Below are 21,625 nucleotides of genomic sequence, written 5' to 3' on the forward strand. Positions count from 1 at the left end.
CCGGGCGGGGCTGCCCTCAGCCACCGTCCTTATGTTCGTTCCAAGACCTGCAAGGAAACTGACCCCATGAAAGCCCGCGTACATGTCATGCTGAAAAACGGCGTTCTGGACCCGCAAGGCGAGGCCGTGCGCCATGCGCTTGGCACGCTCGGCTTCGACGGGGTGCAGGGCGTGCGTCAGGGCAAGGTGATCGAGCTGGATCTGGCCGAAACCGATGCCACCGCCGCCGAGGCTTCCGTCACCGCCATGTGCGAAAAGCTGCTCGCGAACACGGTGATCGAGAGCTACAGCGTCGAGCTGATCTGATGCGCGCCGCCGTCCTTCGGGAATACAACGCCGATCTGTCGCTGGAGCAAGTGGCAGACCCGGCGTGCCCCGAGGATGGTGTCGTGCTCAAGGTGGAGGCCTGTGGCGTCTGCCGTTCGGATTGGCACGGCTGGGTGGGGGAACATCCCCGCGTGAAGCCGGGCCAGATTCCGGGCCATGAATACTGCGGCACTGTCGTGGAGGCGGGCCCGCGTGCAACCTACAAGGTGGGCGATCAGGTGGTGGCCCCCTTCATTCTGGCCTGCGGCAGCTGCCCGTCGTGCCAGTCCGGCCACCAGAACACCTGCCCGAACCAGCGCCTGCCCGGCTTCATCGAGCCTGGCGCCTTTGCCGAATATGTGGCGGTGCCCTTCGATCACAACCTCGCGCGCCTGCCCGATAGCCTCTCCACCACGGTGGCGGCGGGGCTTGGCTGCCGAGTGACCACGAGCTGGCACGCGCTCACCGACCGCGCCGCGCTGAAGGCGGGCGAATGGCTCGCCGTGCATGGCACCGGCGGCATCGGGCTTTCTGCCATGCTGCTGGGCAAGGCGCTCGGTGCACGGGTCGTGGTGGTGGACATCGTGCAGGAGAAGCTTGATCACGCCCTGTCGCTGGGGGCCGATGCGGCAGTCAATGCCGGAGACGGCCATGTGGCCGAGGCCGTGCGCGAAATCACCGGAGGCGGGGCCCATGTGAGCGTCGAGGCGCTCGGCATCCCGGCCACCACCAATGCCTCCATCGAATGCCTGCGCCCGCTGGGCCGCCATGTGCAGGTGGGCATGCCCGTCGGCCACACCGCGCGGATGGAGATCAACATGAACGCCGTCTACATGGGCAACCTTGCCCTTTACGGCACCCGCGGCATGCCCTCGTGGCGCTACCCGAGCCTGCTGTCGCTGATCGAAAGCGGCGCGGTCGATATGCGCCCGCTGATTGCCCGCGAGATCCCGCTTTCGGGCGCAAGCGACGAACTGCGCGCCTTCAACGGCCCCACGCCGCCGGGCGTGGCCGTGATCACGGATTTTACACGCTGACGGGGCACGGGGGCCTTTCCCCGCGCCGCGCAATAGGCTAGAGCGCCGCCAAGCAAGGAGATGCCCCCATGAAAGCCGCTGTCGTCGTATTCCCCGGTTCCAACTGCGATCGTGACCTCGCCGTCGCGCTGAAGGACGTCGGAGCCGATGTCACCATGGTGTGGCACAAGGATACAAGCTTGCCCGAGGGGCTGGATTTCGTCGGCGTGCCGGGGGGCTTTTCCTTTGGCGATTACCTGCGCTGCGGGGCCATCGCGGCGCAATCGCCGATCTGCCGCTCCGTGGTGGAGTTCGCAAACAAGGGCGGCTACGTCTTTGGCGTCTGCAACGGCTTCCAGATCCTCACCGAAACCGGCCTGCTGCCGGGCGCGCTGCTGCGCAATGCCGGTCTGAAATACATCTGCCGCACGGTGCCGCTCACCGTCCAGACCACCGACAGCGCCTTCACCTCCGCCTATTCCAAGGGGCAGGAGATCCAGATCCCCATCGCCCACCACGACGGAAACTACACCGCCGATGAGGCCATCGTGGCCCGCCTGCAGGGCGAGGACCGCGTGGCTTTCACCTATGGCGACAACCCCAACGGCTCCACCGCCGACATCGCCGGGATCCTCTCTGAGAACCGCCGCGTGCTGGGCATGATGCCCCACCCGGAGCGGGCGGCGGATGCCGGCCACGGCGGCACCGAAGGGGCGGCGCTTTTCCGCTCGCTTTTCGACCAGATGGCAATGGCTTAACCGCCACCGCTTGCCGCCTCTCGCCCACGGGCGTAGATTCGGCCCATGTCCCAAGGCCAGAGCCCAGTGCCCATCCGAGAAGAAACCACGACATGGCGCGTGCGCCTTGCCGTGGTTGTTTTCGTGCTCGTGGCGGTGTCTGTCGTCTGGGTCACCAACCTGTTCCTCACAGAACGCTATACCGAAACCACCCGCAACACCGCGCAGGTGCGGCAGGCGCTTTACTCCGGCAACCTGCTGAGCGAGCTGCGCCGCAACGCCATCGTGCCCCAGCTTCTGGCGCGCGATCCGGCCCTGATCGGTGCGCTTAACACCGGTGACTACACCCAAAGCTCCCAGCGCCTGATCTCGCTGGTGGAGCAGATCGCTGCCGGCTCGCTGATGCTGTTGGACGAAGACGGGCGTGTGGTGGCGGCCTCCGACCGAAATCTGCTTGGCAAGAACCTCCGCTCCGAGCCCTATTTCATCGAGGCCGTGCGCGCGAACGATACGGTGTTTTCCGCGATCCGGCTGGAAACCGGCGCGACGGATTTCTTCTATTCCCGTAAGATGGAAGGCGTGCTCGACACGCAGGGCGTGATCGTCGTTGGTGTGGATCTGCGCAAGTTCGAAAGCACGTGGTCTTCCATCTCCGACGCCGTGCTGGTGACCGACAGCGAAGGCGTGATCATTCTGGCCACCGAGCCACGCTGGCGCGGACGCACCGAGGCCGAGGCGCTTTCGGAGCTTCCCGCGCCTTCGGCCATCGCCCGCGCGCTGCGCGCCACGGCGGATTGGCCGGCGCTGCCTGTCGATGCCTACCTGCAGGGCGACAGCCTGATGCGGCTTGAAAGCCGGATCCCGTTTCAGGGCTGGAAGATGGCCTCTTTCACCACCTACAACTCGGTGCGCGAGCGGGTGAACGGCGTGCTGGCGCTGGAGATCATGGGCTTTGCCATGCTGCTCGCGATGGCCTTTTACCTGCTGTCGCGCAAGGCGCAGCTGCGCTCGCTCATCTTCCAGCGCGAAAGTGCGGAACTGCGCGAGCTGAACCAGCGCCTGCGGCGCGAGATCAGCGAACGTCAGCGGGTGGAGAAGAGCCTGCAGGTCGCCGAACAAACGCTGGCGCAATCCTCCAAGCTCGCCGCCCTTGGCGAGATGAGCGCGGCCGTCAGCCACGAGCTGAACCAGCCGCTTGCCGCGATGAAAACCTATCTGGCCGGATCCAAGCTGCTGCTGCAACGCAAGCGCCCGGATGAGGCGATTTCCTCTTTCCAGCGCATCGACGATCTGATCGAACGCATGGGCGCGATCACCAAGCAACTCAAGAGCTACGCGCGCAAGGGCGGCGATGAATTCGTACCCGTCGACACCCGCGAGGCGGTGCTGTCGGCGCTTTCGATGATGGAGCCGCAGCTGCGCCGCCGGCAGGTGCGGATCACCAAATCCATCCCGCCGGAGCCGGTGCTGATCATGGGCGATCGGGTGCGGCTGGAGCAGGTGATCATCAACCTCTTCCGCAACGCGCTCGATGCCACGCGCACGGTAAAGGATCCCGAAATCGAGATCCTGCTTTCTGCGGGCGAGACGGTGACGCTCTCCGTGCGTGACAACGGCACCGGGATCGAGGATCTGGACTCGCTCTTTGAGCCTTTCTACACCACCAAGCAGCCCGGCGATGGCGTCGGCCTTGGCCTCGCCATCTCTTCGGGCATCGTGAAGGATCTGGGCGGCCGCCTGACCGCACGCAACGGTGAGGGCGGGGGGGCTGTATTCCAGGTGAGGCTCCCCATATTGACCGATGAAATTGAAGCAGCCGAGTGAGGCCAGATGGCGCAAGCTATGAAAATCGCGATCGTGGATGACGAACAGGATATGCGGCAGTCGATCAGCCAGTGGCTGGCGCTGTCGGGGTTCGACACCGAAACCTTCGCTAGCGCGGAAGACGCGCTCAAGGCGCTGGGGCCGGATTATCCCGGCGTGGTGGTCTCCGATATCCGCATGCCCGGCATGGACGGGATGCAGTTCCTCAAACGCCTCATGGGCAATGACAGCGCGCTTCCGGTGATCATGATCACTGGCCATGGCGATGTGCCGATGGCGGTGGAAGCGATGCGGATGGGGGCTTACGACTTTCTGGAAAAGCCCTTCAACCCCGACCGCATGACGGAACTGGCCAAGAAGGCCACGCAGGCCCGCCGCCTGACGCTCGACAGCCGCGCGCTGCGCAAGGAGCTGGGCGATGGCGATGCGGTGATGCGCAAGCTGATTGGCGCCTCGCCCGTGATGGAGCGGCTGCGCGAGGACATTCTCGATCTGGGGCAGGCCGACGGCCATGTGCTGATCGAGGGCGAAACTGGCACCGGCAAAACGCTGGTGGCCCATGCACTCCATGCGGTTGGCTCCCGTGCGGGCAAGAAATTCACCGTGCAAAGCTGCGCCGCGCTTGAGGATGAAGCCCTTGGGCGCAGGCTCTTTGGCCCCGTCGATGACGATGGCGCGCTGCCGCTCGTGGAAGCCACGCGGGGCGGCACGCTGGTGCTGGAAGACATCGAGGCGCTGAACGAGGTCAATCAAGCGCGGCTGCTGAGCTACATCAACGAGCAGGGCACGCCGGCCGAGACGCGGATCGTGGCGATCTGCAACCTGCAGGAGCAGGGCAAGACCTGCGAAAGCGTGCTGCGCCCCGATCTCTACTACAGGCTCGCGGCGCTCAAGATCACCCTTCCGCCGCTGCGCCAGCGCGGCGAGGACATCCTGACGCTCTTCACCCGCCTCGCCGAGCAATTCGCCGAGGAATACGGCTGCGAAACGCCGGAAGTCTCCGCGCAAGAGGCCGCGCAGCTTTTGCAGGCCCCGTGGCCCGGCAACGTGCGCCAGCTGATCAACCTCGTCGAGCGCGCCGTGCTGCAGAACCGCCGCGGCTCCGGCTCCATCACCTCGCTGCTCATGGCCGACACCGACGACGTGCAGCCGGTGATGACAACCGAAGGCAAGCCGCTGAAGGAATATGTGGAAGCCTTCGAGCGCATGCTGATCGACAACACCATGCGCCGCCACAAGGGCTCGATCGTCAACGTGATGGACGAGCTCTGCCTGCCCCGGCGTACCTTGAACGAGAAGATGGCCAAATACGGGCTGCAGCGCTCCGATTACCTCTAGGGAAGGGGCGCTCTGGCCGGCATTTGCGGCCTGTGGATAATTTTGCCCATTGTAATTTTCCGGACAGTGGCATTAATGTCATTTTACGGCGATCCGTCCCGTTTTCAGGCCAACTGTAGGCGGGCCCTGGATCGCTTTTGAGTTTTTCCGGCACCCTTGCCAGCCCTCGGGAAGGAGCGGCAAGACCGGACCGTGGAGCCAAGCGCTCCGAAAGCTTTCGCCCGTGACGCCTCAAGCGCCGGGCCATCAATTGGCGCCTAGATCCCCTTGGCGTCGGAGAAGAAACGCGATGAGACGCGCAGTTGAAAACAGGCAGGCAGCTGGGGCCCAAAGGGCCGCCGCGCTTGCCGTTGCAGCGTCCGAATTCGCCCCTACCAGACAGCATCCGCAATCCGAGGCCCCTCCGGGGGGTGGCGCGCTTGCGCGGTGTAAAGAGTTACAATGGCTAAGAAAATGCTCATCGATGCCACCCACGCGGAAGAAACCCGCGTTGTGGTGGTGGACGGAAACAAGGTCGAGGAATTTGACTTTGAGTCCGAAAACAAACGCCAGCTTGCTGGCAACATCTACCTGGCAAAAGTCACCCGCGTAGAGCCTTCGCTCCAGGCGGCCTTCGTTGACTATGGCGGAAACCGTCACGGCTTTCTGGCGTTTTCGGAAATCCACCCGGATTACTACCAGATCCCCGTGGCCGACCGCGAAGCGCTGCTCGCCGAGGAGCGTGCCTATGCCGCCTCCCTGAACGAGGACGACGACGAGAAGCCGGCGAAGAAATCTCGCTCCCGGTCGCGCTCGCGCAGCAGCAGCAGCAAGGCCGCCGCTGCCAAGAAGGATGCCGTTGTCTCGCAAGACGTTGAGTCCGAGATCGAGACGGAAGATGGCACCAGCATTCCCGGCATGGATGTTGTTGACGTCAGTGATGACGAAGATGACGTCGAGGGCAGCAGCCCGATGGAGCTTGTCGGCGACACGCCGGTTGAGACTCCTTCCGCTGAGGACAGCGCCGATGAGAGCGACGATGACGAGACGCTGGAGCCTGCCGACAAGGACAGCGAAATCGAAAGCGTCGCCGAAGAGGATGTGACGGAAGAGATCCGCCAGCCGCGCAAACCGCGTCCGCGCCGCTACAAGATCCAGGAAGTGATCAAGGTGCGCCAGATCCTGCTGGTGCAGGTCGTCAAGGAAGAGCGTGGCAACAAGGGCGCGGCCCTCACCACCTACCTCTCGCTGGCGGGCCGCTACTGCGTGCTGATGCCCAACACCGCCCGTGGCGGCGGCATCTCCCGCAAGATCACCAACGCGGTGGACCGCAAGAAGCTCAAGGAAATCGCCAATGAGATCGACGTGCCCGAAGGGGCCGGCCTGATCATCCGCACCGCGGGCGCCAAGCGCACCAAGTCGGAAATCAAGCGCGATTACGAATACCTGCAGCGCCTCTGGGAGCAGATCCGTGAGCTGACGCTGAAAAGCATCGCGCCTGCGCCGATCTATGAAGAAGGCAACCTGATCAAACGCTCGATCCGCGATCTCTACAACCGCGAGATCGACGAAGTTATCGTCGAGGGGCCGGAAGGCTACCGTACGGCGAAGGACTTCATGAAAATGATCATGCCGTCCCACGCCAAGAACGTGAAGCAATACACCGATCCGCTGCCGCTCTTCGCGCGCTACCAGGTGGAAAGTTACCTTGGCGCGATGTTCAACCCGACGGTGCAGTTGAAATCCGGTGGCTACATCGTGATCGGCGTCACCGAGGCCCTCGTGGCCATCGATGTGAACTCCGGCCGCGCCACGAAGGAAGGCAGCATCGAGGAAACCGCGCTCAAGACGAACCTTGAAGCGGCCGAAGAAGTCGCACGCCAGCTGCGCCTGCGCGACCTGGCCGGGCTCATCGTGATCGATTTCATCGACATGGAAGAGCGCCGCAACAACGCCGCCGTCGAAAAGCGCATGAAGGACAAGCTGAAGACCGATCGCGCCCGCATTCAGGTGGGCCGGATTTCGGGCTTTGGCCTGATGGAGATGAGCCGTCAGCGCCTGCGCCCCGGCATGATCGAGGCCACGACGCAGCCGTGTACGGCCTGCCATGGCACCGGTTTGATCCGCTCGGACGACAACCTTGCGCTGTCGATCCTGCGTCAGCTCGAAGAGGAAGGCGTGCGTGGCCGGTCCCGCGAGGTTCTGCTGAAAGCGCCGATCGGCATCGTGAACTTCATCATGAACCAGAAGCGCGAGCACATCGCCCAGATCGAAAGCCGCTACGGGCTGTCGGTTCGGGTCGAGGCCGATCCGCATCTGGTGAGCCCGGATTTCACCATCGAACGGTTCAAGACGGCCACCCGCGCCGTGGTGCAGACGGCGCAAGTCGTCTCTGTCGATACCTCCGCCATCATGAAAGAGGTGGATGAGGAAGAGGAGATCGTGGAAGAGGCCGAAGAGGTCGAAGCCACCGAGGAGGCCGCGGAAGAGCAGCAGCCGAAGAAACGCCGCCGTCGTCGTCGTCGCCGTCGCTCGAAGTCGGGTGAGAACGGTGAGAACGGTAACAGCTCCAACGAGGACAATGGCGACTCCGATGAGGAGTCTTCGGAAGGCAAAGCCGATGCCGCGTCCGAGGAAACAGCTGACAAGCCGTCCGAGGAAAGCGCTGACGACAAGCCCGAAGGCGAAGAAAAGCCCAAGCGCCGCCGCAGCCGTTCGCGCAAGAAGAAGGTGACGGAGGACGAAGCCGCAGCGGCGGAGGCTCCTGCGGACGCTGACACTGCCACCGAAGAGACCGTGACCGAAGCGCCAGTGGCGGACGCCAGCGAGGCGGAGGCCGAGGTGGAAACGGAAGCTCCTGTCGAAGCTGAAGCCGAAGCTCCGGTGGAAGCCGAAGCGCCTGCGGAGCCTGTGTCAGAAGAAGCCCCGGCACCTGCGGAAGATCCGGCGCCGGAAGCCTCCGAAACCACCGAGGCGGAAGAGGCTTCGGAAGAGGCTGCTGAGGAAACCGCCGCCGAGGCGGAAGCCGAAGCCGCGCCGGAACCGGCTGAGGAACCCGTGCTGGAAATGGCCGAAACCGCCGAAGCCGCACCTGAGGAAGAAAACACCTCCGACAAGCCTAAGCGGCGCGGCTGGTGGTCCGTCTGATCCGGGCCTGATCGCCAAGAAACGAAAACGCCGGGCAGTGCCCGGCGTTTTTCGTTTGGGGTGGTGATGCGAAAGGCGCGCGGGGCCTAGCCTTTGCGCACGTAGAAGGCCATGTGCCCGTCGGCCTCCACCATCTCAAGGAAGGCGTTGCCGGATTCGTTGCAGAAATGGGGAACGTCCACGATGGCGGCGGGATCATCCGCCCGAAGGCAGGCCACTTGCCCCGGTGCGAGCGCAGCCATGCGTTTGCGCAGCCGCAGAACGGGCAGGGGGCACAGCAGGCCGATGGCGTCGATGTCGAGATCGGTGTTCATGCTCTAGGAGTTAGCCACCGCCCGCGATCTTGTCCACGGCAATGTGACCTTCTGTGCGCGTGACCTTCCCGGCGCACTCGGCTAGACCGGTCCCAAAGCACCAAGGAAGGCCCCATGTTCGGAATCGAGATCATCGACGCAGCGTTGCTGCCGGCCATGTTCGTGGCCTTGCTGGCGGGGCTTCTGTCCTTCCTGTCGCCCTGCGTGCTGCCTATCGTGCCACCCTATCTGGCCTATATGAGCGGCATGAGCATGGGCGAGATGACGAGCCGCGAGCAAGGGCGCAACAAGGCGCTCATCCCCGCGCTTTTCTTCGTGATGGGGTTGTCGACCGTCTTTCTGATCCTTGGCTTCACGGCCTCGGCCTTCGGGGCATTTTTCCTTCGAAATCAGGAGCTTTTCGCGCAAATCTCAGGTGTGGTGGTGATCCTTTTCGGGCTGCATTTCCTCTCGATCCTGCGCATCCCCTTTCTGGATCGCGAAGCCCGCCTTGATGCCGGGGATCGCGGCGGCTCGGCGTTCGGGGCCTATGTGCTGGGGCTCGCCTTCGCCTTCGGCTGGACGCCTTGCATCGGCCCGCAACTGGGGGCGATCCTGTCGCTCGCGGCCTCCGAGGCTTCCGTGACGCGCGGCACCGTGCTGCTTGCCGTCTATGCTGCCGGGCTTGGCATTCCCTTCCTGCTGGCCGCGTTTTTCATCCAGAACGCCATGGGGGTGATGAACCGCATCAAGCCCTATATGGGCGTGATTGAGAAATGCATGGGCGGCTTGCTCATCCTCGTTGGGCTGGCGCTTGTCACCGGCGCGTTCAGCCGCTTTTCCTGGTGGCTGCTGGAAACTTTCCCGGGCCTCGCGCTTCTGGGGTAACGGGCGCGAAATTGGCTTAATTTCGCCCGCTTCCCTGCCTATGCTGCCCCCATGAGCGAGACAGGCACACAAGAGCAGACAGACCACCAACCGGGGCAGGTGCGCCGCCGCCGGGTGTTCTATATTCCGGGCTACGACCCGTTCCACCCGCGCCGCTACCGCGAGCTGTACCGTAGCGAAAGTCGAGTGCAGGCGGCGATTTCCGGCTACGACATTGCGCAAAAGCCGAAACAGGGCGAGGGCCCTTACGGCTGGCACGTGGAGGCCACCATTGAGGGCCGCGACGTGCAGAGCGATGTCGAGGTGCTCTACTGGTCCGACATCGTGCGTGAGTCGATGAATATCTCCGTGGCGCAGGCCTATTGGCTGCTGATCCGCACGGCCTGGGTGTACATCTCGTCAGGCTCGCTCTGGCGGCTGATGCGGCTGCGCAAGGGGCCCTTGATCGCAGCCTTCTACCCGGTGGGCATGCTGCTGCTGCAGCTGATCGTGGCGCTGTTTGCTGGCTTTCTGGCCTATTCCATCGTCTCCGTCTTCGCCCATCCGATCCTCGGCGTGATCGCAAGCTGGCCGGTGATCGGCGGCCTCCTGCGCTGGTTCAAGCGCAACGACAACAAGTTCTACGCCTATTACCTGATGCATGATTACGCCTATTCGTCGGCCACGCGCGGCGCGAACCCGCCCGCCCTTGAGGCGCGGATCCGCAGCTTTGGCGACGAGGTGGCCAAGGCGCTCACCGATGACGTGGATGAGGTGCTGGTGGTCGGCCACAGCTACGGCGCGCATATCGGCGTGTCGATCCTGTCCGATCTGCTGCGCGAGGGCCGCGTGCCCGCCAATGGCCCGGCGCTGGGGCTGCTGTCGCTGGGCCATGTGATTCCGATGGTCTCTTTCCTGCCGGAAGCCAAACGCCTGCGCGCCGATCTGCAGTTCCTCTCGGAGCGCGACGATATCACATGGGTCGATGTCACGGCGCCCGGCGATGGCTGCGCCTTCGCGCTGTGTGATCCGGTGGCGGTGAGCGGCGTGGCAACGGAGAATCAGCGCTGGCCGCTGGTGTTTTCCGCCGCCTTCACCCAATCGCTGAAACCCGAGACATGGAAAGCCAAGCGCTGGCATTTCTTCCAGCTGCATTTCCAATACCTCTGTGCGTTCGATGCGCCGAAGGATTACGACTACTTCCAGATCACCGCCGGCCCGCGCACGCTGGGGGATCGCTACGCCGGGCGCGCCTCGTCCAAATCCCTGAAAACGCGCCCGCAATCGCCCTATACCTCCATGGCGGCCTAAGCCTTGGCACCCCAGCCGCCCCTGCCTCCCAAGCCGCCGGTGCGGGCCGAGAAGGTCTCGCTCTTTCGCTACATGCGGCTGTTTCGGCGCGACATTCTCTCGGCCCAGCCGGAGAAGCTCTATCGCGCGTGGATGGCGGAGTTCAAAACGCCCTTCTTCCGCTCATACCTCGCCAATGATCCGCAGCTCGTGGATCTGGTGCTGAAGGAGCGGCCCGACGATTTCCCGAAATCCGGCCGCATCAGCGAAGGCCTGCGCCCGCTTCTGGGGGAGTCCGTCTTCCTCACCAATGGCGAGGTGTGGAAGCGCCAGCGCCGCATCATTGACCCGGCGTTCGAGGGCGGCCGCCTGCGCGATACTTTTCCCGCGATGAAGGCCGCCGGGGAGGCCGCCGTGGCGCGGCTTGCGGGGCAGGGGGGCTATGTGGAATTCGAGGAAGAGGCCAGCCATGCGGCGGCGGATGTCATCTTCCGCACGCTGTTTTCGATCCCGATCACCCATGATGTGGCCTCCCGCGTGTTTTCGGAGTTCCGCGCCTACCAGCGCACCCAGCCGATCCTGAACCTCGGCGCCTTCCTGCCCCTGCCGCGCTGGATGCCGCGCCTGCACCGGCGGCGCACGAAGGATACCGCGCGCAGCATCCGGGCGCTGATCACCGGCCTCACGAAAGAGCGCATGGCCGACATCGAGGCTGGCACCGCGCCCGACGATCTGGCCACCAAGATCATGACAACGGAAGATCCGCTCCACGGCGGGCGCTTCACCACCGAAGAGATGGTCGATCAGGTCGCCATCTTCTTCCTTGCTGGCCATGAAACCAGCGCCTCGGCCCTCGGCTGGGCGCTTTACCTGCTCGCCACCCATCCGGAGGCGCAGGAGCGCGCAGCGGCTGAAGCCAAAGCGGCCTTCGCGGCGGGGGAGGATTTCTCGGTGATGGGCCGGTTGAAATTCACCCGCGATGTCTTCCGCGAGGCGCTCAGGCTGTATCCGCCGGTGCCGATGATGGTGCGCGAAACCACCTGCCCGGAGGTCTTCCGCAAGCGGCCTGTGAAACCGGGCGCGCAGGTTGTGCTCTCGCCTTGGCACCTGCACCGCCACCAGCGGCTCTGGGACGCGCCCGACGCTTTTGACCCGGATCGTTACGCGAGCGAGAACGGCCGCGCCTGCCTGCGCTCGGCCTTCATCCCGTTCTCTGCCGGGCCGCGCGTCTGCACGGGCGCAGGCTTTGCGATGGTGGAAGGGCCCTTGCTACTGGCCCAGATGCTGCGCGCCTACCGCTTCTCTGCCGATCCGGCGCGTGTGCCCAGGCCCGTCGCGCATCTCACGGTGCGCGCGGAAGACGGGATCTGGTTGAAGGCGGAAAAGCGCTAAGAGGCGCGCCGCATCGACGCCTGCACCTGCAGGTGCCGCAGCACGTAAAGCCGGATCGACGAGGCCAGCCCGCTGTCTGCATCGCGGTTTTCGTCGATCTCCACGGCCAGCGCGTTGATCGGCATGTTCCGCTCCGCCGCGATCTCGCGGAAAGCTTCCCAGAATTCATCTTCCAGCGAGACGCTGGTGCGGTGGCCCTTCAGCGTCAGCGAGTGTTTTTGCGGGCGTGTGTTCATGCCGTCCTGTCTCCTGCAACATCGTCCGTGCCATGGCCTGCAGCGCGTTCTTCCTGCCCGAGCGGCCCGCAGCCCATGTGACCCTGTTTACGCAGCCATCCGCAAGGCCTTGATACACCCCGCGAAAGACTGAACCGTTTACGCAACCGCAGCGGCGCTGCCACCGGAACCTGACACGTCAGGCCGCATGGGGCAGACCCCTGCTGTAGTCGAGATAGAACGGGAACGGAGGCCGGACAGGGCAAAATCCTGCGACAGGATCACGCGGGTTCACTTTTTCTCGGGATCAGACGGCGTTTCGGCTTTGCGATGCTGATCCAGAAGGCGTGCCTTGCGCGCGTTTTCCGCCTTGAGCGCGGCCTTCTGTGCCTTGGTCAGGCCGTGGCGCAGAGCGTTGGCATCCGCCGCTTTGCGCTTTTCATCCCGCGCGCGGGCCTTCCGCGCGCGGTTTAGGTTGATGGGCGTGTCGCCCATCAGTCCTTGGGGCCGATCATCTGCTCAGGGCGGACAACGGCGTTAAAGGTGGCCTCATCCACGAAGCCAAGCCGCACGGCCTCTTCCTTCAGGGTGGTGCCGTTCTTATGCGCCGTCTTGGCGACCTTGGTGGCGTTGTCATAGCCGATGGTGGGGGCCAGCGCGGTGACGAGCATCAGGCTTTCCTTCATCAGCTTGTCGATGCGCGCCTCATTGGCCTCGATGCCCATCAGCATGCGCTCGGTGAAGCTGTCGGCCACATCGCCCAGCAGCTGCATGGATTGCAGCAGGTTGTAGCTCATCATCGGGTTGTAGACGTTCAGCTCGAAGTGGCCTTGCGAGCCGGCGAACTTGATCGCCGCATCGTTGCCCATCACATGGGCAGCGACCTGCGTCATGGCTTCGGCCTGCGTCGGGTTCACCTTGCCCGGCATGATCGAGGAGCCGGGCTCGTTTTCTGGCAGGATCAGCTCGCCAAGGCCGGAACGGGGGCCTGAGCCGAGGAAGCGGATGTCGTTGGCGATCTTGTACATCGCACCGGCCACCGTGGTGAGCGCGCCGGACATGAAGACCATCGCGTCATGGGCGGCCAGCGCTTCGAACTTGTTGGGCGCGGTGACGAAGGGCAGGCCGGTGATCTCGGCCATGTTCGCGGCCACGGTCTCGCCCCAGCCTTTGCGGGTGTTGAGCCCGGTGCCCACGGCGGTGCCGCCCTGTGCCAACTCGTAGATGCCCGGCAACGCCAGCTCGATGCGCTTGATGCCATTGCGGATCTGCATCGCGTAGCCCGAGAACTCCTGCCCCAGCGTGAGCGGGGTGGCGTCTTGCGTGTGAGTGCGGCCGATCTTGATGATGTCCTTGAAGGCCTCGGCCTTCGCCTCAAGCCCTTCGGCGAGCTTGGTGAGCCCCGGCAGCAGCACGTCGCGCGTCATCATCGCGGCGGCGATATGCATGGCGGTGGGGAAGGTGTCGTTGGAGGATTGCCCCATGTTGCAGTGATCGTTGGGGTGCACCGGATCCTTTGAGCCGATCACGCCGCCGAGGATCTCGATCGCGCGGTTGGCGATGACCTCATTGGCGTTCATGTTGGACTGCGTGCCCGAGCCCGTCTGCCAGACGACGAGCGGGAAGTTGTCGTCGAACTTGCCAGCCACCACTTCGCTCGCGGCCTGAATGATCGCATCGGCCAGTTTGGGGTCGAGCGCACCGCTCTCCTTGTTGGCCATGGCGCAGGCCTGCTTGATCACGCCCAGCGCGCGCACGATGGCCACGGGTTGTTTTTCCCAGCCGATGGGGAAGTTCATGATCGAGCGCTGCGTCTGCGCGCCCCAGTATTTCTCGGACGGAACCTCCAGCGGGCCAAAGCTGTCGGTTTCGGTGCGGGTCTCGCTCATCCCAGGCTCTCCTCAATGGTCAGATGACGTTGCGTATAAGCGCTGCCCCGGCAAAGAGCAATTGGGGCAGGGCGGCCGGATCGCCGCAGATTGTGCTGCATTTCGGCGCATTTGGGGCTAGGCTTATCGGATGTGATCACAAACGCATGGGCATGAGGGGAAGGCCATATGGACAGACCGGCGGAAGCCACACGGGACGCGCTCCGCTTCACCGCCTGTGTCTGGGGCAGCTACGCGGTGGCGGAACTGGCCGATGTGCCGCTGGCCTATATGACGCCCGTGTTCCTCGTACCGCTGCTGCAACTGCCCCAGCCGCTGCCGCTTGGCTTTTCGCTGCGGCTGCTGGCCTTTGCCTTCGCGGTGTTTTTCGGCGGTGCTTTCGCCTTCCTCTCTCTCGGCGCGCTCCCCCTGCTGTCCCTGGCGGTGCAGGCGGTCTGCCTCGGGCTCGTCTTTTGGTATGGGGCAAAAGGCGGCAACGGGCTTTTCGTGCTGATTGCCCTGATCGCACTTCTGCTGGTGCCTCTGCTCGTGCAACTGAGCGGGCGACAGGGAGCGGATCTGGCCCTTGTCATGATCGGACATCTCGGCGCGGCCCTCGCCCTGGCCCGGCTGGCGTGGGCGGTGCTGCCCACGGGCCGTATACCGGTGGCTCCCCCCACGCCGCCGCTGCCGGTGGAACGGCTCGCCCGGGTGATTGGCCTCGTGCTGGCGGTACTGCCCCTGATCGTCTGGCTGCAACGCTTCGCCGCGCCCTATCCGTTGCTGCCGGTCTTCGTCGCGGTGCTGCTGCAGAAACTCACCGCCATTTCCACCGAAACCGAGGGCCGTAAGGTGATTTACCGCCATATCCTTGGCAAAGGGCTGGAGCTCGCTGCCGCCAGCGCGCTCGGCGGCCTCGCCGCCCTTGCCACCTACCGGCTGCTCACGCTCGCGCCGAGCTGGCCGCTGCTTCTGATGATCGCCCTTTTGGTGATCGCAACCTGTGCTGGCTTCATCTGGTCGGGCAGGAGCTGGGGCAGCTTCGCCGGCTCCACTTGTTCGGCCTATGTGATCCTGATCGGCGCAGCGCTTGCGGGCGTGGAAAGCGAGGTGGACGCGCAGCTCGAAAGCCGCCTCTGGCAACTGACCTGCGCCGTTATCTACGTCTTTCTCTCCACCGGCCTCGTCATCCGCCTCGCCCTCGGCCTCCACCTGCGCCACCACAAGCTCCAGCCCGCAAGTTCCGACGACTGACAAGCAAAGAAAACCGCCCCCTTCCTCTCGCCGGAAATACCTCGGGGGTGCGGGGGCAGAGCCCCCGCTCTTTACCTGTGGTGCGGGGGCAGAACCCCCGCCGCCGTCAGGCGCAAGGCACGCCTGAAACCGGATTACTTGCGGAAACTGTCGAGACTCACCACTTCCGCGTCGCGCGGCGGGTTGCTTTCCTCTTCCACCATCTCCGACATCGGCGCCTCGTCGTGCTCCTCGGCGAGGAAGCCGTCCTCGTCTTCCTCATCGTCGCCGGACTGCTGCGTCTCAAACCGCAGGCCGAATTCGACGGAAGGATCCACGAAGGTCACGATGGCGTCATAGGGGATGTAGAGAGGCTCGGGGGAATCGCCGAAGTTCAGCGTGACCGAGAAGCCGTCTTCGCCCACTTCAAGGTTGTCATACCAATGCTGCATCACAACCGTCATTTCACCTGGATAGCGGTCCGAAAGCCAATCGGCCAGTTCCACATCGGGATGAAGCGTGTCGAAAGTGATGAAGAAATGGTGCTGGCCGGGCAGGCCATTGTCGGCCACGTCCTGCAGGACGGTGCGGATCAGGCCGCGCATCGCCGTGTGCATCAGGTTTCCGTAATCAATGGTCCGAGACATGCGGGCACCTTCCACTTCAACGGCTCCACTGTAGAAGCAGAGGGGGCGGATGAAAAGGGAGCAGCCGCATTATATTTTACCCCGCCAGCGTCAGCCCGGCTGCCCCCGCGGCAGCCATGACGGGCAACACCAGCAAGAGGTTGATCCGAAAGCGCAAAAGCAGAATTGCAGCCAGCGCGGTGAGGGCAATGGCGAAGGGCTGAAGGCTTGCAAGCTCAGGCATCAGCAGCCGCGCCGGGCCCAGCTCTGCCACCTCGAGCCGTGCGAAATAGACGTGCAGCGCGAACCAGATTGAGAGGTTCAGGATCACCCCCACCACGGCCGCCGTTATCGCCTTCAGCGCACCGGAAAGCGCGGGCCGCGCCGAGATCCATTCGATGTAGGGCGCACCTGCGAAGATCCAGAGGAAGCAGGGCGTGAAGGTCACCCAAAGCACCATCAGCGCCGCCGCCAAACCAAGCGCCGCGCCGCCTGCGGCATGGCCGGCCTGAAAGCCCACGAATTGCGTCACGAGGATCAGCGGCCCCGGCGTGGTTTCAGCCAGCCCCAGCCCGTCCATCATCTGGGCTGTGGTGAGCCAGCCGTGCTCCACCACCACGGCCTGCGTCATATAGGCCAGAACCGCGTAGGCGCCGCCGAAGGTCACCACGGCGAGCCTGGAGAAGAACAGCCCGATCTCGGTGAGCAGCGGCCAGCCCGCCAGCATCGCCAGTGCAATCGGCGCGGCCCAGAGCGCGCCCCAAAGCGCGACCGTGCGCAAGGTGGCGGCAAGCGGCACGTTTGCGGCGGGCGCGGCCTCGCTGGAAGCCCCCCGCGACGTGAGGTAGCCCCAGACAGCGGCCACCGCGATGATCAGCGGGAAGGGCAGGTTGAACAGGAAGATCGCCGCGAAGCTCATGCCTGCCACGATCCAATGCCCCCGCGAGGTGAGCGCCTTCTTCGCCACCTTCCGCAGCGCCTGCAGCACGATCACCACCACGGTACATTTGATCCCCAGAAACAGCGCCTCCACGAGCGGCACATCGCCAAGGGCCGCGTAAAGGCCCGAGAGCGCCATGATCACAAGCGCTCCGGGCACAACGAAGAGCAGGCCTGCGATCAACCCGCCGCGCACGCCCTGCATGCGCCAACCGGCATAGGTGGCAAGCTGCATCGCCTCCGGCCCCGGCAGCAGCATGCAGAAGGAAAGCGCGTTCAGATATTGCTGTTCGGTCAGCCAGGGGCGTTCTTCCACCAGCTCGCGGTGCATCAGCGCGATCTGGGCGGCAGGCCCGCCGAAGGACAAAAGGCCGATGCGACCGAACACCGAGACCATCTCGGAAAGGCTGGGCGTTGTCATCGTGTCTCCGTCCTTGCCACGCAGACCCGCGCGGCCTCTCTTGCTGTGAGGCCTAGCGCCCGGCGCTACGGCAATCAAGCGCTGTGCACGAAGCAGCCGCCAGCACGTCACAAATACCTGTGATCATCGCAAGGGAGGGGGGAGGAAGTGCAGGCTTCTGTTGCCAGGTGCCTGCGAACCCCGCCTGACGCGGCTAGGCGACAGGGCTTAAGATTTCGGCTTTTCGCACTGCATTAAGCAGCGAGAGCGACCGGAGCACGATTGTCGTTGGCAATTATGCTTAGCGAACCGATAACGGTGGTATCTCACCGGGACAAAGCAAACCCCTTTAGACGTTCGTCGATCCTGTTTCGACCCCATCTGCCCCCAACGAGGGTTGTTTGGTGGAGTCGCCGGGTACCGCCCCCGGGTCCGATCCGCTTATTACGAGCGCGTTTATGTCCATAGTCGGCGAACCGACCCCCCATATTTAGGCGCTTCACGGGGGGGATGCAAGCGGCGCGCGCGGTGGGTAAGGGGCGTATTTGGGGTATCATGTGTCGTGTTCGGGAAGCGGCGAATCGATTCGGAATTCGCGCAAGTAAGAAATGGCGCAAATGTGGCGGCCGATTTCCGCATCGAGAACGATCCCCTCAGGCGGCTTGGATTGTTTTCAGGGTTCCGCCAATAAAACAGGCCAAGGCTGAAGGGGCTGTCCAAATTTCGCCTTAATTCATATGAAATTAGCCGATCTTGCTGTATAGAAGTTTAAGGAAAAGTTGACGCTGCCTTGGCATCGGGTCCCAATTAGGATGACTGGCAAGACAGTATGTGCGGCGCCTGACGGAGTGCACCGACAGCGCGCAAATGGAGGTAATTGTGGTAGCGAACCCATCAAACCCGAATAACGTCACCGATACGGACAGCGGCCTCATCGATGGCGGGGTTGTCGGCGATATCGACGTGACCCTTGGCTCGGTGCTTGCCTACCCGGCGACGGATGAGCAGGCGGAACTGAGTTCGAACGTGACCTTCACCGAGATTGCCGAGACGATCAACATTGCGATTGTCATCGACTCATCCGGCTCCACGGCAAACAGCTCCGGCACCGATTTCGATGGAGATGGCAACAACGAGACCATTCTCGAGGCGCAACTCTTCGCGGCCAACGAATTGTTTCAGGCTTACATTGATGCCGGCTACACGCCGGAAGAGGTGAACATCACGCTCATCGATTACGCCTCGACTTCGGATGAACGCGGCACCTTCAACCTGACCGAAGGCGATGCATTCCGTCAGGCGCTTCAGGACATTGCAGATGACGGCCCCAACGGCTGGACTCGCTATGATCTCGGCCTCGAGGAAGTCGAGGAAAACTGGATCGCAAACGGCGTAAGCGCAGATGACACCAACATCGTGATCTTTGCATCGGATGGTTTCCCCAATCCGGATGGTCAGGACTTCAATACGCCTGCGCGTGCCCTGGAAAATGATTTCGGCGCCGTGATCAAAGCTCTTGGCCTTGGCGTTAACTCGTCGCTTGAGGATCTGAATACAGTCGCGACGGGAGATGCTGTCCTGATCACCTCCGGCGAGCAGTTGCTGGATGTCATCGTGGAGCCGCTGATTCCGGTGGAGTTCGCCGGTTTCGAGATCTTTGTCGAGGGCGAACTGTTCGAATTCATCCCGGTGGACGACCCGCGCGTGATCCTGACGCCGACAGGCTGGTCTTTCGAGTGCCTTGTGCTTGACGGATACAACTTGATGCCGGGCGATGTTCTGGACGTTCAGGTCAATGCTGTCTTTGGTGAGGATCCCAATATCCAGACGATCACCAACAACCTGTCGATTGGCGTTGTCGTGTGTTTCGTGGAAGGGACGCACATCCTGACACCGGATGGCCCTGTCGCCGTGGAGACGCTTGCGATTGGCGATCGCGTGGTGACGCGCGATCACGGGGTGCAGAAGGTGCGTTGGGTTGGCTCTTCGCCGGTGGAACCGGAAATCATGGCGATCAAACCGGCGCTCAAGCCGATCTTTTTCGCCGCCGGAAGCCTTGGGAAGGATCTGCCCGAGCGCGATCTGCGCGTCTCCCGCCAGCACCGTTTCCTCGTGCGCGACTGGCGCGCGGAAATGATGTTTGGCGAGCCCGACGGCGTGCTGACCCCGGCCTTCACGCTGTGCAATGACTCCACGATCCGCATGGATCATGGCAAGGAGCGGGTCGTCTACTATCACGTGGCTTTCGAAAACCACGAGGTGATCTATGCCGAAGGGGTGGAGACGGAGAGCTTCTTCCCCAACCGCAAGACGATCGAGGCGCTGCCCGAAGACATGCGCGAAGAGCTGCTGACGCTCTTCCCGGAACTGCTGGACAAGGACGAGCCCGACAGCATCTACACCTCGGCCCGCGATCAGCTGAAGCCGCGCGTGGGTGTGCTTCTGTCCTGAAGCCTCTGACATTGCAGAACAATCAGCGCCGCCCCTCGGGGCGGCGTTTTTCGTTTCTCAATCGGGCTTGAGGTATTTTTTCACCTTTTTCGGCCTTCTTTCCTGCGCGCGAGTGATCCATGCGCAGGGGCGGCGCGTATGTCTTTACAGAGATCGCGCCCCGCTCTGCGGGGTCACAACAGGATCCGGCCCGCATCAGTGGTGCGTTGCCGATCGCATAGAGGCGGCAGGGAGCAGATATGAGTGAAAACCAGCCTGTAATTTATTGGCTGCGCAGGGATTTCCGGCTTGAGGACAACCCGGCACTGAGCGCGGCTCTTGCCAGCGGCCAGCCGATCCTCTGCCTCTGTATCCGGGAGGCCCGCATCGATGCGCTAGGGGCCGCACCTGCACAGCGCTACGAGGCGGCTGTCGCGGCTTTTGCCGAGACGCTCGGCAAACTGGGCCAGCGCCTGATCCTGCGCAGCGGCCCGGCGCGCGAGGTGCTGCTGGAGCTGTGCCGCGGCACGGGCGCAACGCAGGTACATTGGAACCGCCTTTACGACGGCCTTTCCCGTGAGATCGATGCCGATGTGAAGTCCGCCCTGCAAGCTGTTGATATCCGTGCAGAAAGCCACGGCGGGCACCTGCTGTTTGAGCCCTGGACGGTGCAGACCGGCAGCGGTGGATTTTACCGCGTTTACTCACCCTTCTGGCGCGCGGTGAAGGATCTGCCGGTGGCCGAAGCCATCCCCGCGCCCAAGGCGATCCCTGCGCCCAAGGCGTTCCCGGCTTCCGAGGATCTCAGCGATTGGGCCTTGAGCGCCGCCTTGAACCGGGGCGCCGCCGTGCTTGCCCCTTACATGTGCGTGGGCGAGGCCGCGGCTGGCGCCCGGCTAGCGCAGTTCATCGCAACCCAGGCCGATGGCTACAAGGCGCGGCGGGATTACCCGGCGGAGCCGGCCACCTCCGGCCTGAGCGAAAACCTTGCCGTGGGTGAGATTGCGCCGCACAAGATCTGGCGCGCCGGGCAGGCCGCGCAGGCTGCCGGAGCGAAGGGGGCCGAGCATTTCCTGAAGGAATTGGTCTGGCGCGAGTTTGCCTACCATCTGATCTACCACACCCCCCATATCGAAACCGAGAGTTGGCGGCCCGAGTGGGAGAGCTTCCCCTGGCAGGACGGCAGCCCCGATGTACTGGCGTGGAAACAGGGGCGCACGGGCGTGCCCTTCGTCGATGCGGCGATGCGGCAGATGTATATCTCCGGCGTGATGCACAACCGCGCGCGGATGATCGTGGCCTCCTACCTGAACAAACACATGGGCGTGCACTGGCGGGTGGGCCAGCAGTGGTTTGCCGATTGCCTGATCGATTGGGATCCGGCCAGCAACGCCATGGGCTGGCAATGGGTGGCCGGCTCCGGCCCCGATGCCGCACCCTATTTCCGGGTGTTCAATCCGGTGACCCAGCAGGAAAAATTTGACGCCGACGGCGCCTATGTACGCCGCTGGCTGGCCGAGGCCAGCCGCGATCCGGGGGCGCAGGCGCTCAGTTTCTTTGACGCCGTGCCGCGTAGCTGGGGGCTTACGCCAGATCAGCTATACCCGGAACGACCAGTGGTTGACCTTGCGGAAGGCCGGGCGCGTGCATTGAAAGCCTATGAAATCCATAAACAACAACAGGAAGAAAACGTTGAATAACAGCGGTGTATCTGCTCAAGTGGCA

18 protein-coding genes and 1 other RNA gene are annotated in these 21,625 nt (G+C 63.7%); 12 read left to right on the forward strand and 7 right to left on the reverse strand.

Annotated elements, in window-relative coordinates; translation table 11 throughout:
• Positions 1 to 66 precede the first annotated feature (66 nt).
• The 6 genes from purS to KVX96_RS09645 all read left to right on the forward strand — a co-directional run bounded on the left by purS (position 67) and on the right by KVX96_RS09645 (position 8,347).
• Positions 67 to 306: a phosphoribosylformylglycinamidine synthase subunit PurS gene (gene purS / locus KVX96_RS09620; protein ID WP_261194186.1), complete on the forward strand. Its 240-nt coding sequence runs from the start codon at positions 67 to 69 to the stop codon at positions 304 to 306.
• Positions 306 to 1,343 (forward strand): zinc-dependent alcohol dehydrogenase family protein, encoded by a 1,038-nt coding sequence (locus KVX96_RS09625; RefSeq protein ID WP_261194187.1) that lies wholly within the window; start codon positions 306 to 308, stop codon positions 1,341 to 1,343. Before purS ends, KVX96_RS09625 begins: the two co-directional genes overlap by 1 nt.
• Positions 1,344 to 1,411: 68 nt before the next feature.
• A complete protein-coding gene (gene purQ / locus KVX96_RS09630) occupies positions 1,412 to 2,080 on the forward strand; it encodes a phosphoribosylformylglycinamidine synthase subunit PurQ (protein WP_261194188.1) in 669 nt (222 codons plus the stop codon).
• A 45-nt stretch (positions 2,081 to 2,125) separates the two neighbouring features.
• Positions 2,126 to 3,883 carry an ATP-binding protein gene (locus KVX96_RS09635; protein ID WP_261194189.1) on the forward strand — a complete coding sequence of 586 codons (1,758 nt, stop codon included), beginning with the start codon at positions 2,126 to 2,128 and terminating at the stop codon, positions 3,881 to 3,883.
• Positions 3,884 to 3,889: 6 nt separating this feature from the next.
• Complete coding sequence (locus KVX96_RS09640; protein ID WP_261194190.1) at positions 3,890 to 5,221, forward strand: sigma-54-dependent transcriptional regulator; 1,332 nt, start codon at positions 3,890 to 3,892, stop codon at positions 5,219 to 5,221.
• A gap of 441 nt (positions 5,222 to 5,662) precedes the next feature.
• Positions 5,663 to 8,347: a ribonuclease E/G gene (locus KVX96_RS09645; protein WP_261194191.1), complete on the forward strand. Its 2,685-nt coding sequence runs from the start codon at positions 5,663 to 5,665 to the stop codon at positions 8,345 to 8,347.
• An 86-nt stretch (positions 8,348 to 8,433) separates the two neighbouring features.
• On the opposite strand, the gene KVX96_RS09650 is transcribed toward KVX96_RS09645, so the two are convergent.
• Entirely contained in the window at positions 8,434 to 8,661 is a 228-nt protein-coding gene (locus tag KVX96_RS09650) for a sulfurtransferase TusA family protein (protein WP_261194192.1), read from the reverse strand.
• 114 nt (positions 8,662 to 8,775) lie between these two features.
• Between KVX96_RS09650 and KVX96_RS09655 the strand changes: the two genes are divergently transcribed.
• The 3 genes from KVX96_RS09655 to KVX96_RS09665 all read left to right on the forward strand — a co-directional run bounded on the left by KVX96_RS09655 (position 8,776) and on the right by KVX96_RS09665 (position 12,189).
• The gene (locus KVX96_RS09655) at positions 8,776 to 9,528 is read left to right on the forward strand and encodes a cytochrome c biogenesis CcdA family protein (RefSeq protein WP_261194193.1); all 753 of its coding nucleotides are present in this window, start codon (positions 8,776 to 8,778) and stop codon (positions 9,526 to 9,528) included.
• Positions 9,529 to 9,579: 51 nt separating this feature from the next.
• Positions 9,580 to 10,818 (forward strand): hypothetical protein, encoded by a 1,239-nt coding sequence (locus tag KVX96_RS09660; protein ID WP_261194194.1) that lies wholly within the window; start codon positions 9,580 to 9,582, stop codon positions 10,816 to 10,818.
• Positions 10,819 to 10,890: 72 nt separating this feature from the next.
• Positions 10,891 to 12,189 (forward strand): cytochrome P450, encoded by a 1,299-nt coding sequence (locus KVX96_RS09665; protein ID WP_261195429.1) that lies wholly within the window; start codon positions 10,891 to 10,893, stop codon positions 12,187 to 12,189.
• Here the strand turns inward: KVX96_RS09665 and KVX96_RS09670 are convergent.
• The 3 genes from KVX96_RS09670 to fumC form a co-directional block, all read right to left on the reverse strand.
• Complete coding sequence (locus KVX96_RS09670; protein WP_261194195.1) at positions 12,186 to 12,425, reverse strand: ribbon-helix-helix domain-containing protein; 240 nt, start codon at positions 12,423 to 12,425, stop codon at positions 12,186 to 12,188. The two genes, KVX96_RS09665 and KVX96_RS09670, sit on opposite strands and share 4 nt — an antisense overlap.
• 270 nt (positions 12,426 to 12,695) lie before the next feature.
• On the reverse strand, positions 12,696 to 12,899 hold the full coding sequence (locus tag KVX96_RS09675; protein ID WP_261194196.1) for a DUF4169 family protein: 204 nt from the start codon (positions 12,897 to 12,899) through the stop codon (positions 12,696 to 12,698).
• On the reverse strand, positions 12,899 to 14,293 hold the full coding sequence (gene fumC, locus KVX96_RS09680; RefSeq protein WP_261194197.1) for a class II fumarate hydratase: 1,395 nt from the start codon (positions 14,291 to 14,293) through the stop codon (positions 12,899 to 12,901). The genes KVX96_RS09675 and fumC overlap by 1 nt, the downstream gene beginning before the upstream one ends.
• Positions 14,294 to 14,461: 168 nt before the next feature.
• Here fumC and KVX96_RS09685 point away from each other — a divergent pair, with 168 nt between their 5' ends.
• Positions 14,462 to 15,526 carry a hypothetical protein gene (locus tag KVX96_RS09685; protein ID WP_261194198.1) on the forward strand — a complete coding sequence of 355 codons (1,065 nt, stop codon included), beginning with the start codon at positions 14,462 to 14,464 and terminating at the stop codon, positions 15,524 to 15,526.
• Positions 15,527 to 15,660: 134 nt separating this feature from the next.
• Here KVX96_RS09685 and KVX96_RS09690 read toward each other — a convergent pair whose 3' ends face one another.
• From KVX96_RS09690 to ssrA, 3 genes are all read right to left on the reverse strand, one after another.
• Complete coding sequence (locus KVX96_RS09690; RefSeq protein WP_261194199.1) at positions 15,661 to 16,152, reverse strand: SspB family protein; 492 nt, start codon at positions 16,150 to 16,152, stop codon at positions 15,661 to 15,663.
• Positions 16,153 to 16,228: 76 nt separating this feature from the next.
• A complete protein-coding gene (gene chrA, locus KVX96_RS09695; protein WP_261194200.1) occupies positions 16,229 to 17,491 on the reverse strand; it encodes a chromate efflux transporter in 1,263 nt (420 codons plus the stop codon).
• Positions 17,492 to 17,637: 146 nt separating this feature from the next.
• Positions 17,638 to 17,990, reverse strand: a transfer-messenger RNA (tmRNA) gene (gene ssrA / locus KVX96_RS09700).
• Positions 17,991 to 18,349: 359 nt separating this feature from the next.
• On the opposite strand from ssrA, the gene KVX96_RS09705 reads away from it, so the two are divergent.
• Complete coding sequence (locus tag KVX96_RS09705; protein ID WP_261194201.1) at positions 18,350 to 19,921, forward strand: Hint domain-containing protein; 1,572 nt, start codon at positions 18,350 to 18,352, stop codon at positions 19,919 to 19,921.
• A gap of 239 nt (positions 19,922 to 20,160) precedes the next feature.
• Positions 20,161 to 21,600: a cryptochrome/photolyase family protein gene (locus tag KVX96_RS09710; RefSeq protein WP_261194202.1), complete on the forward strand. Its 1,440-nt coding sequence runs from the start codon at positions 20,161 to 20,163 to the stop codon at positions 21,598 to 21,600.
• Positions 21,601 to 21,625 lie beyond the last annotated feature (25 nt).

Origin of the sequence: Pseudoruegeria sp. SHC-113, assembly GCF_025376885.1 — a bacterium.
GTDB lineage: Bacteria > Pseudomonadota > Alphaproteobacteria > Rhodobacterales > Rhodobacteraceae > Pseudoruegeria.

What these genes read in the sequence shown, in the direction of transcription:
- purS (WP_261194186.1), top strand. Translation starts at nt 67, where the DNA reads ATGAAAGCCCGCGTACATGTCATGCTGAAAAACGGCGTTCTGGACCCG.
- KVX96_RS09625 (WP_261194187.1), top strand. Translation starts at nt 306, where the DNA reads ATGCGCGCCGCCGTCCTTCGGGAATACAACGCCGATCTGTCGCTGGAG.
- purQ (WP_261194188.1), top strand. Translation starts at nt 1,412, where the DNA reads ATGAAAGCCGCTGTCGTCGTATTCCCCGGTTCCAACTGCGATCGTGAC.
- KVX96_RS09635 (WP_261194189.1), top strand. Translation starts at nt 2,126, where the DNA reads ATGTCCCAAGGCCAGAGCCCAGTGCCCATCCGAGAAGAAACCACGACA.
- KVX96_RS09640 (WP_261194190.1), top strand. Translation starts at nt 3,890, where the DNA reads ATGGCGCAAGCTATGAAAATCGCGATCGTGGATGACGAACAGGATATG.
- KVX96_RS09645 (WP_261194191.1), top strand. Translation starts at nt 5,663, where the DNA reads ATGGCTAAGAAAATGCTCATCGATGCCACCCACGCGGAAGAAACCCGC.
- KVX96_RS09650 (WP_261194192.1), bottom strand. Translation starts at nt 8,661, where the DNA reads ATGAACACCGATCTCGACATCGACGCCATCGGCCTGCTGTGCCCCCTG.
- KVX96_RS09655 (WP_261194193.1), top strand. Translation starts at nt 8,776, where the DNA reads ATGTTCGGAATCGAGATCATCGACGCAGCGTTGCTGCCGGCCATGTTC.
- KVX96_RS09660 (WP_261194194.1), top strand. Translation starts at nt 9,580, where the DNA reads ATGAGCGAGACAGGCACACAAGAGCAGACAGACCACCAACCGGGGCAG.
- KVX96_RS09665 (WP_261195429.1), top strand. Translation starts at nt 10,891, where the DNA reads ATGCGGCTGTTTCGGCGCGACATTCTCTCGGCCCAGCCGGAGAAGCTC.
- KVX96_RS09670 (WP_261194195.1), bottom strand. Translation starts at nt 12,425, where the DNA reads ATGAACACACGCCCGCAAAAACACTCGCTGACGCTGAAGGGCCACCGC.
- KVX96_RS09675 (WP_261194196.1), bottom strand. Translation starts at nt 12,899, where the DNA reads ATGGGCGACACGCCCATCAACCTAAACCGCGCGCGGAAGGCCCGCGCG.
- fumC (WP_261194197.1), bottom strand. Translation starts at nt 14,293, where the DNA reads ATGAGCGAGACCCGCACCGAAACCGACAGCTTTGGCCCGCTGGAGGTT.
- KVX96_RS09685 (WP_261194198.1), top strand. Translation starts at nt 14,462, where the DNA reads ATGGACAGACCGGCGGAAGCCACACGGGACGCGCTCCGCTTCACCGCC.
- KVX96_RS09690 (WP_261194199.1), bottom strand. Translation starts at nt 16,152, where the DNA reads ATGTCTCGGACCATTGATTACGGAAACCTGATGCACACGGCGATGCGC.
- chrA (WP_261194200.1), bottom strand. Translation starts at nt 17,491, where the DNA reads ATGACAACGCCCAGCCTTTCCGAGATGGTCTCGGTGTTCGGTCGCATC.
- KVX96_RS09710 (WP_261194202.1), top strand. Translation starts at nt 20,161, where the DNA reads ATGAGTGAAAACCAGCCTGTAATTTATTGGCTGCGCAGGGATTTCCGG.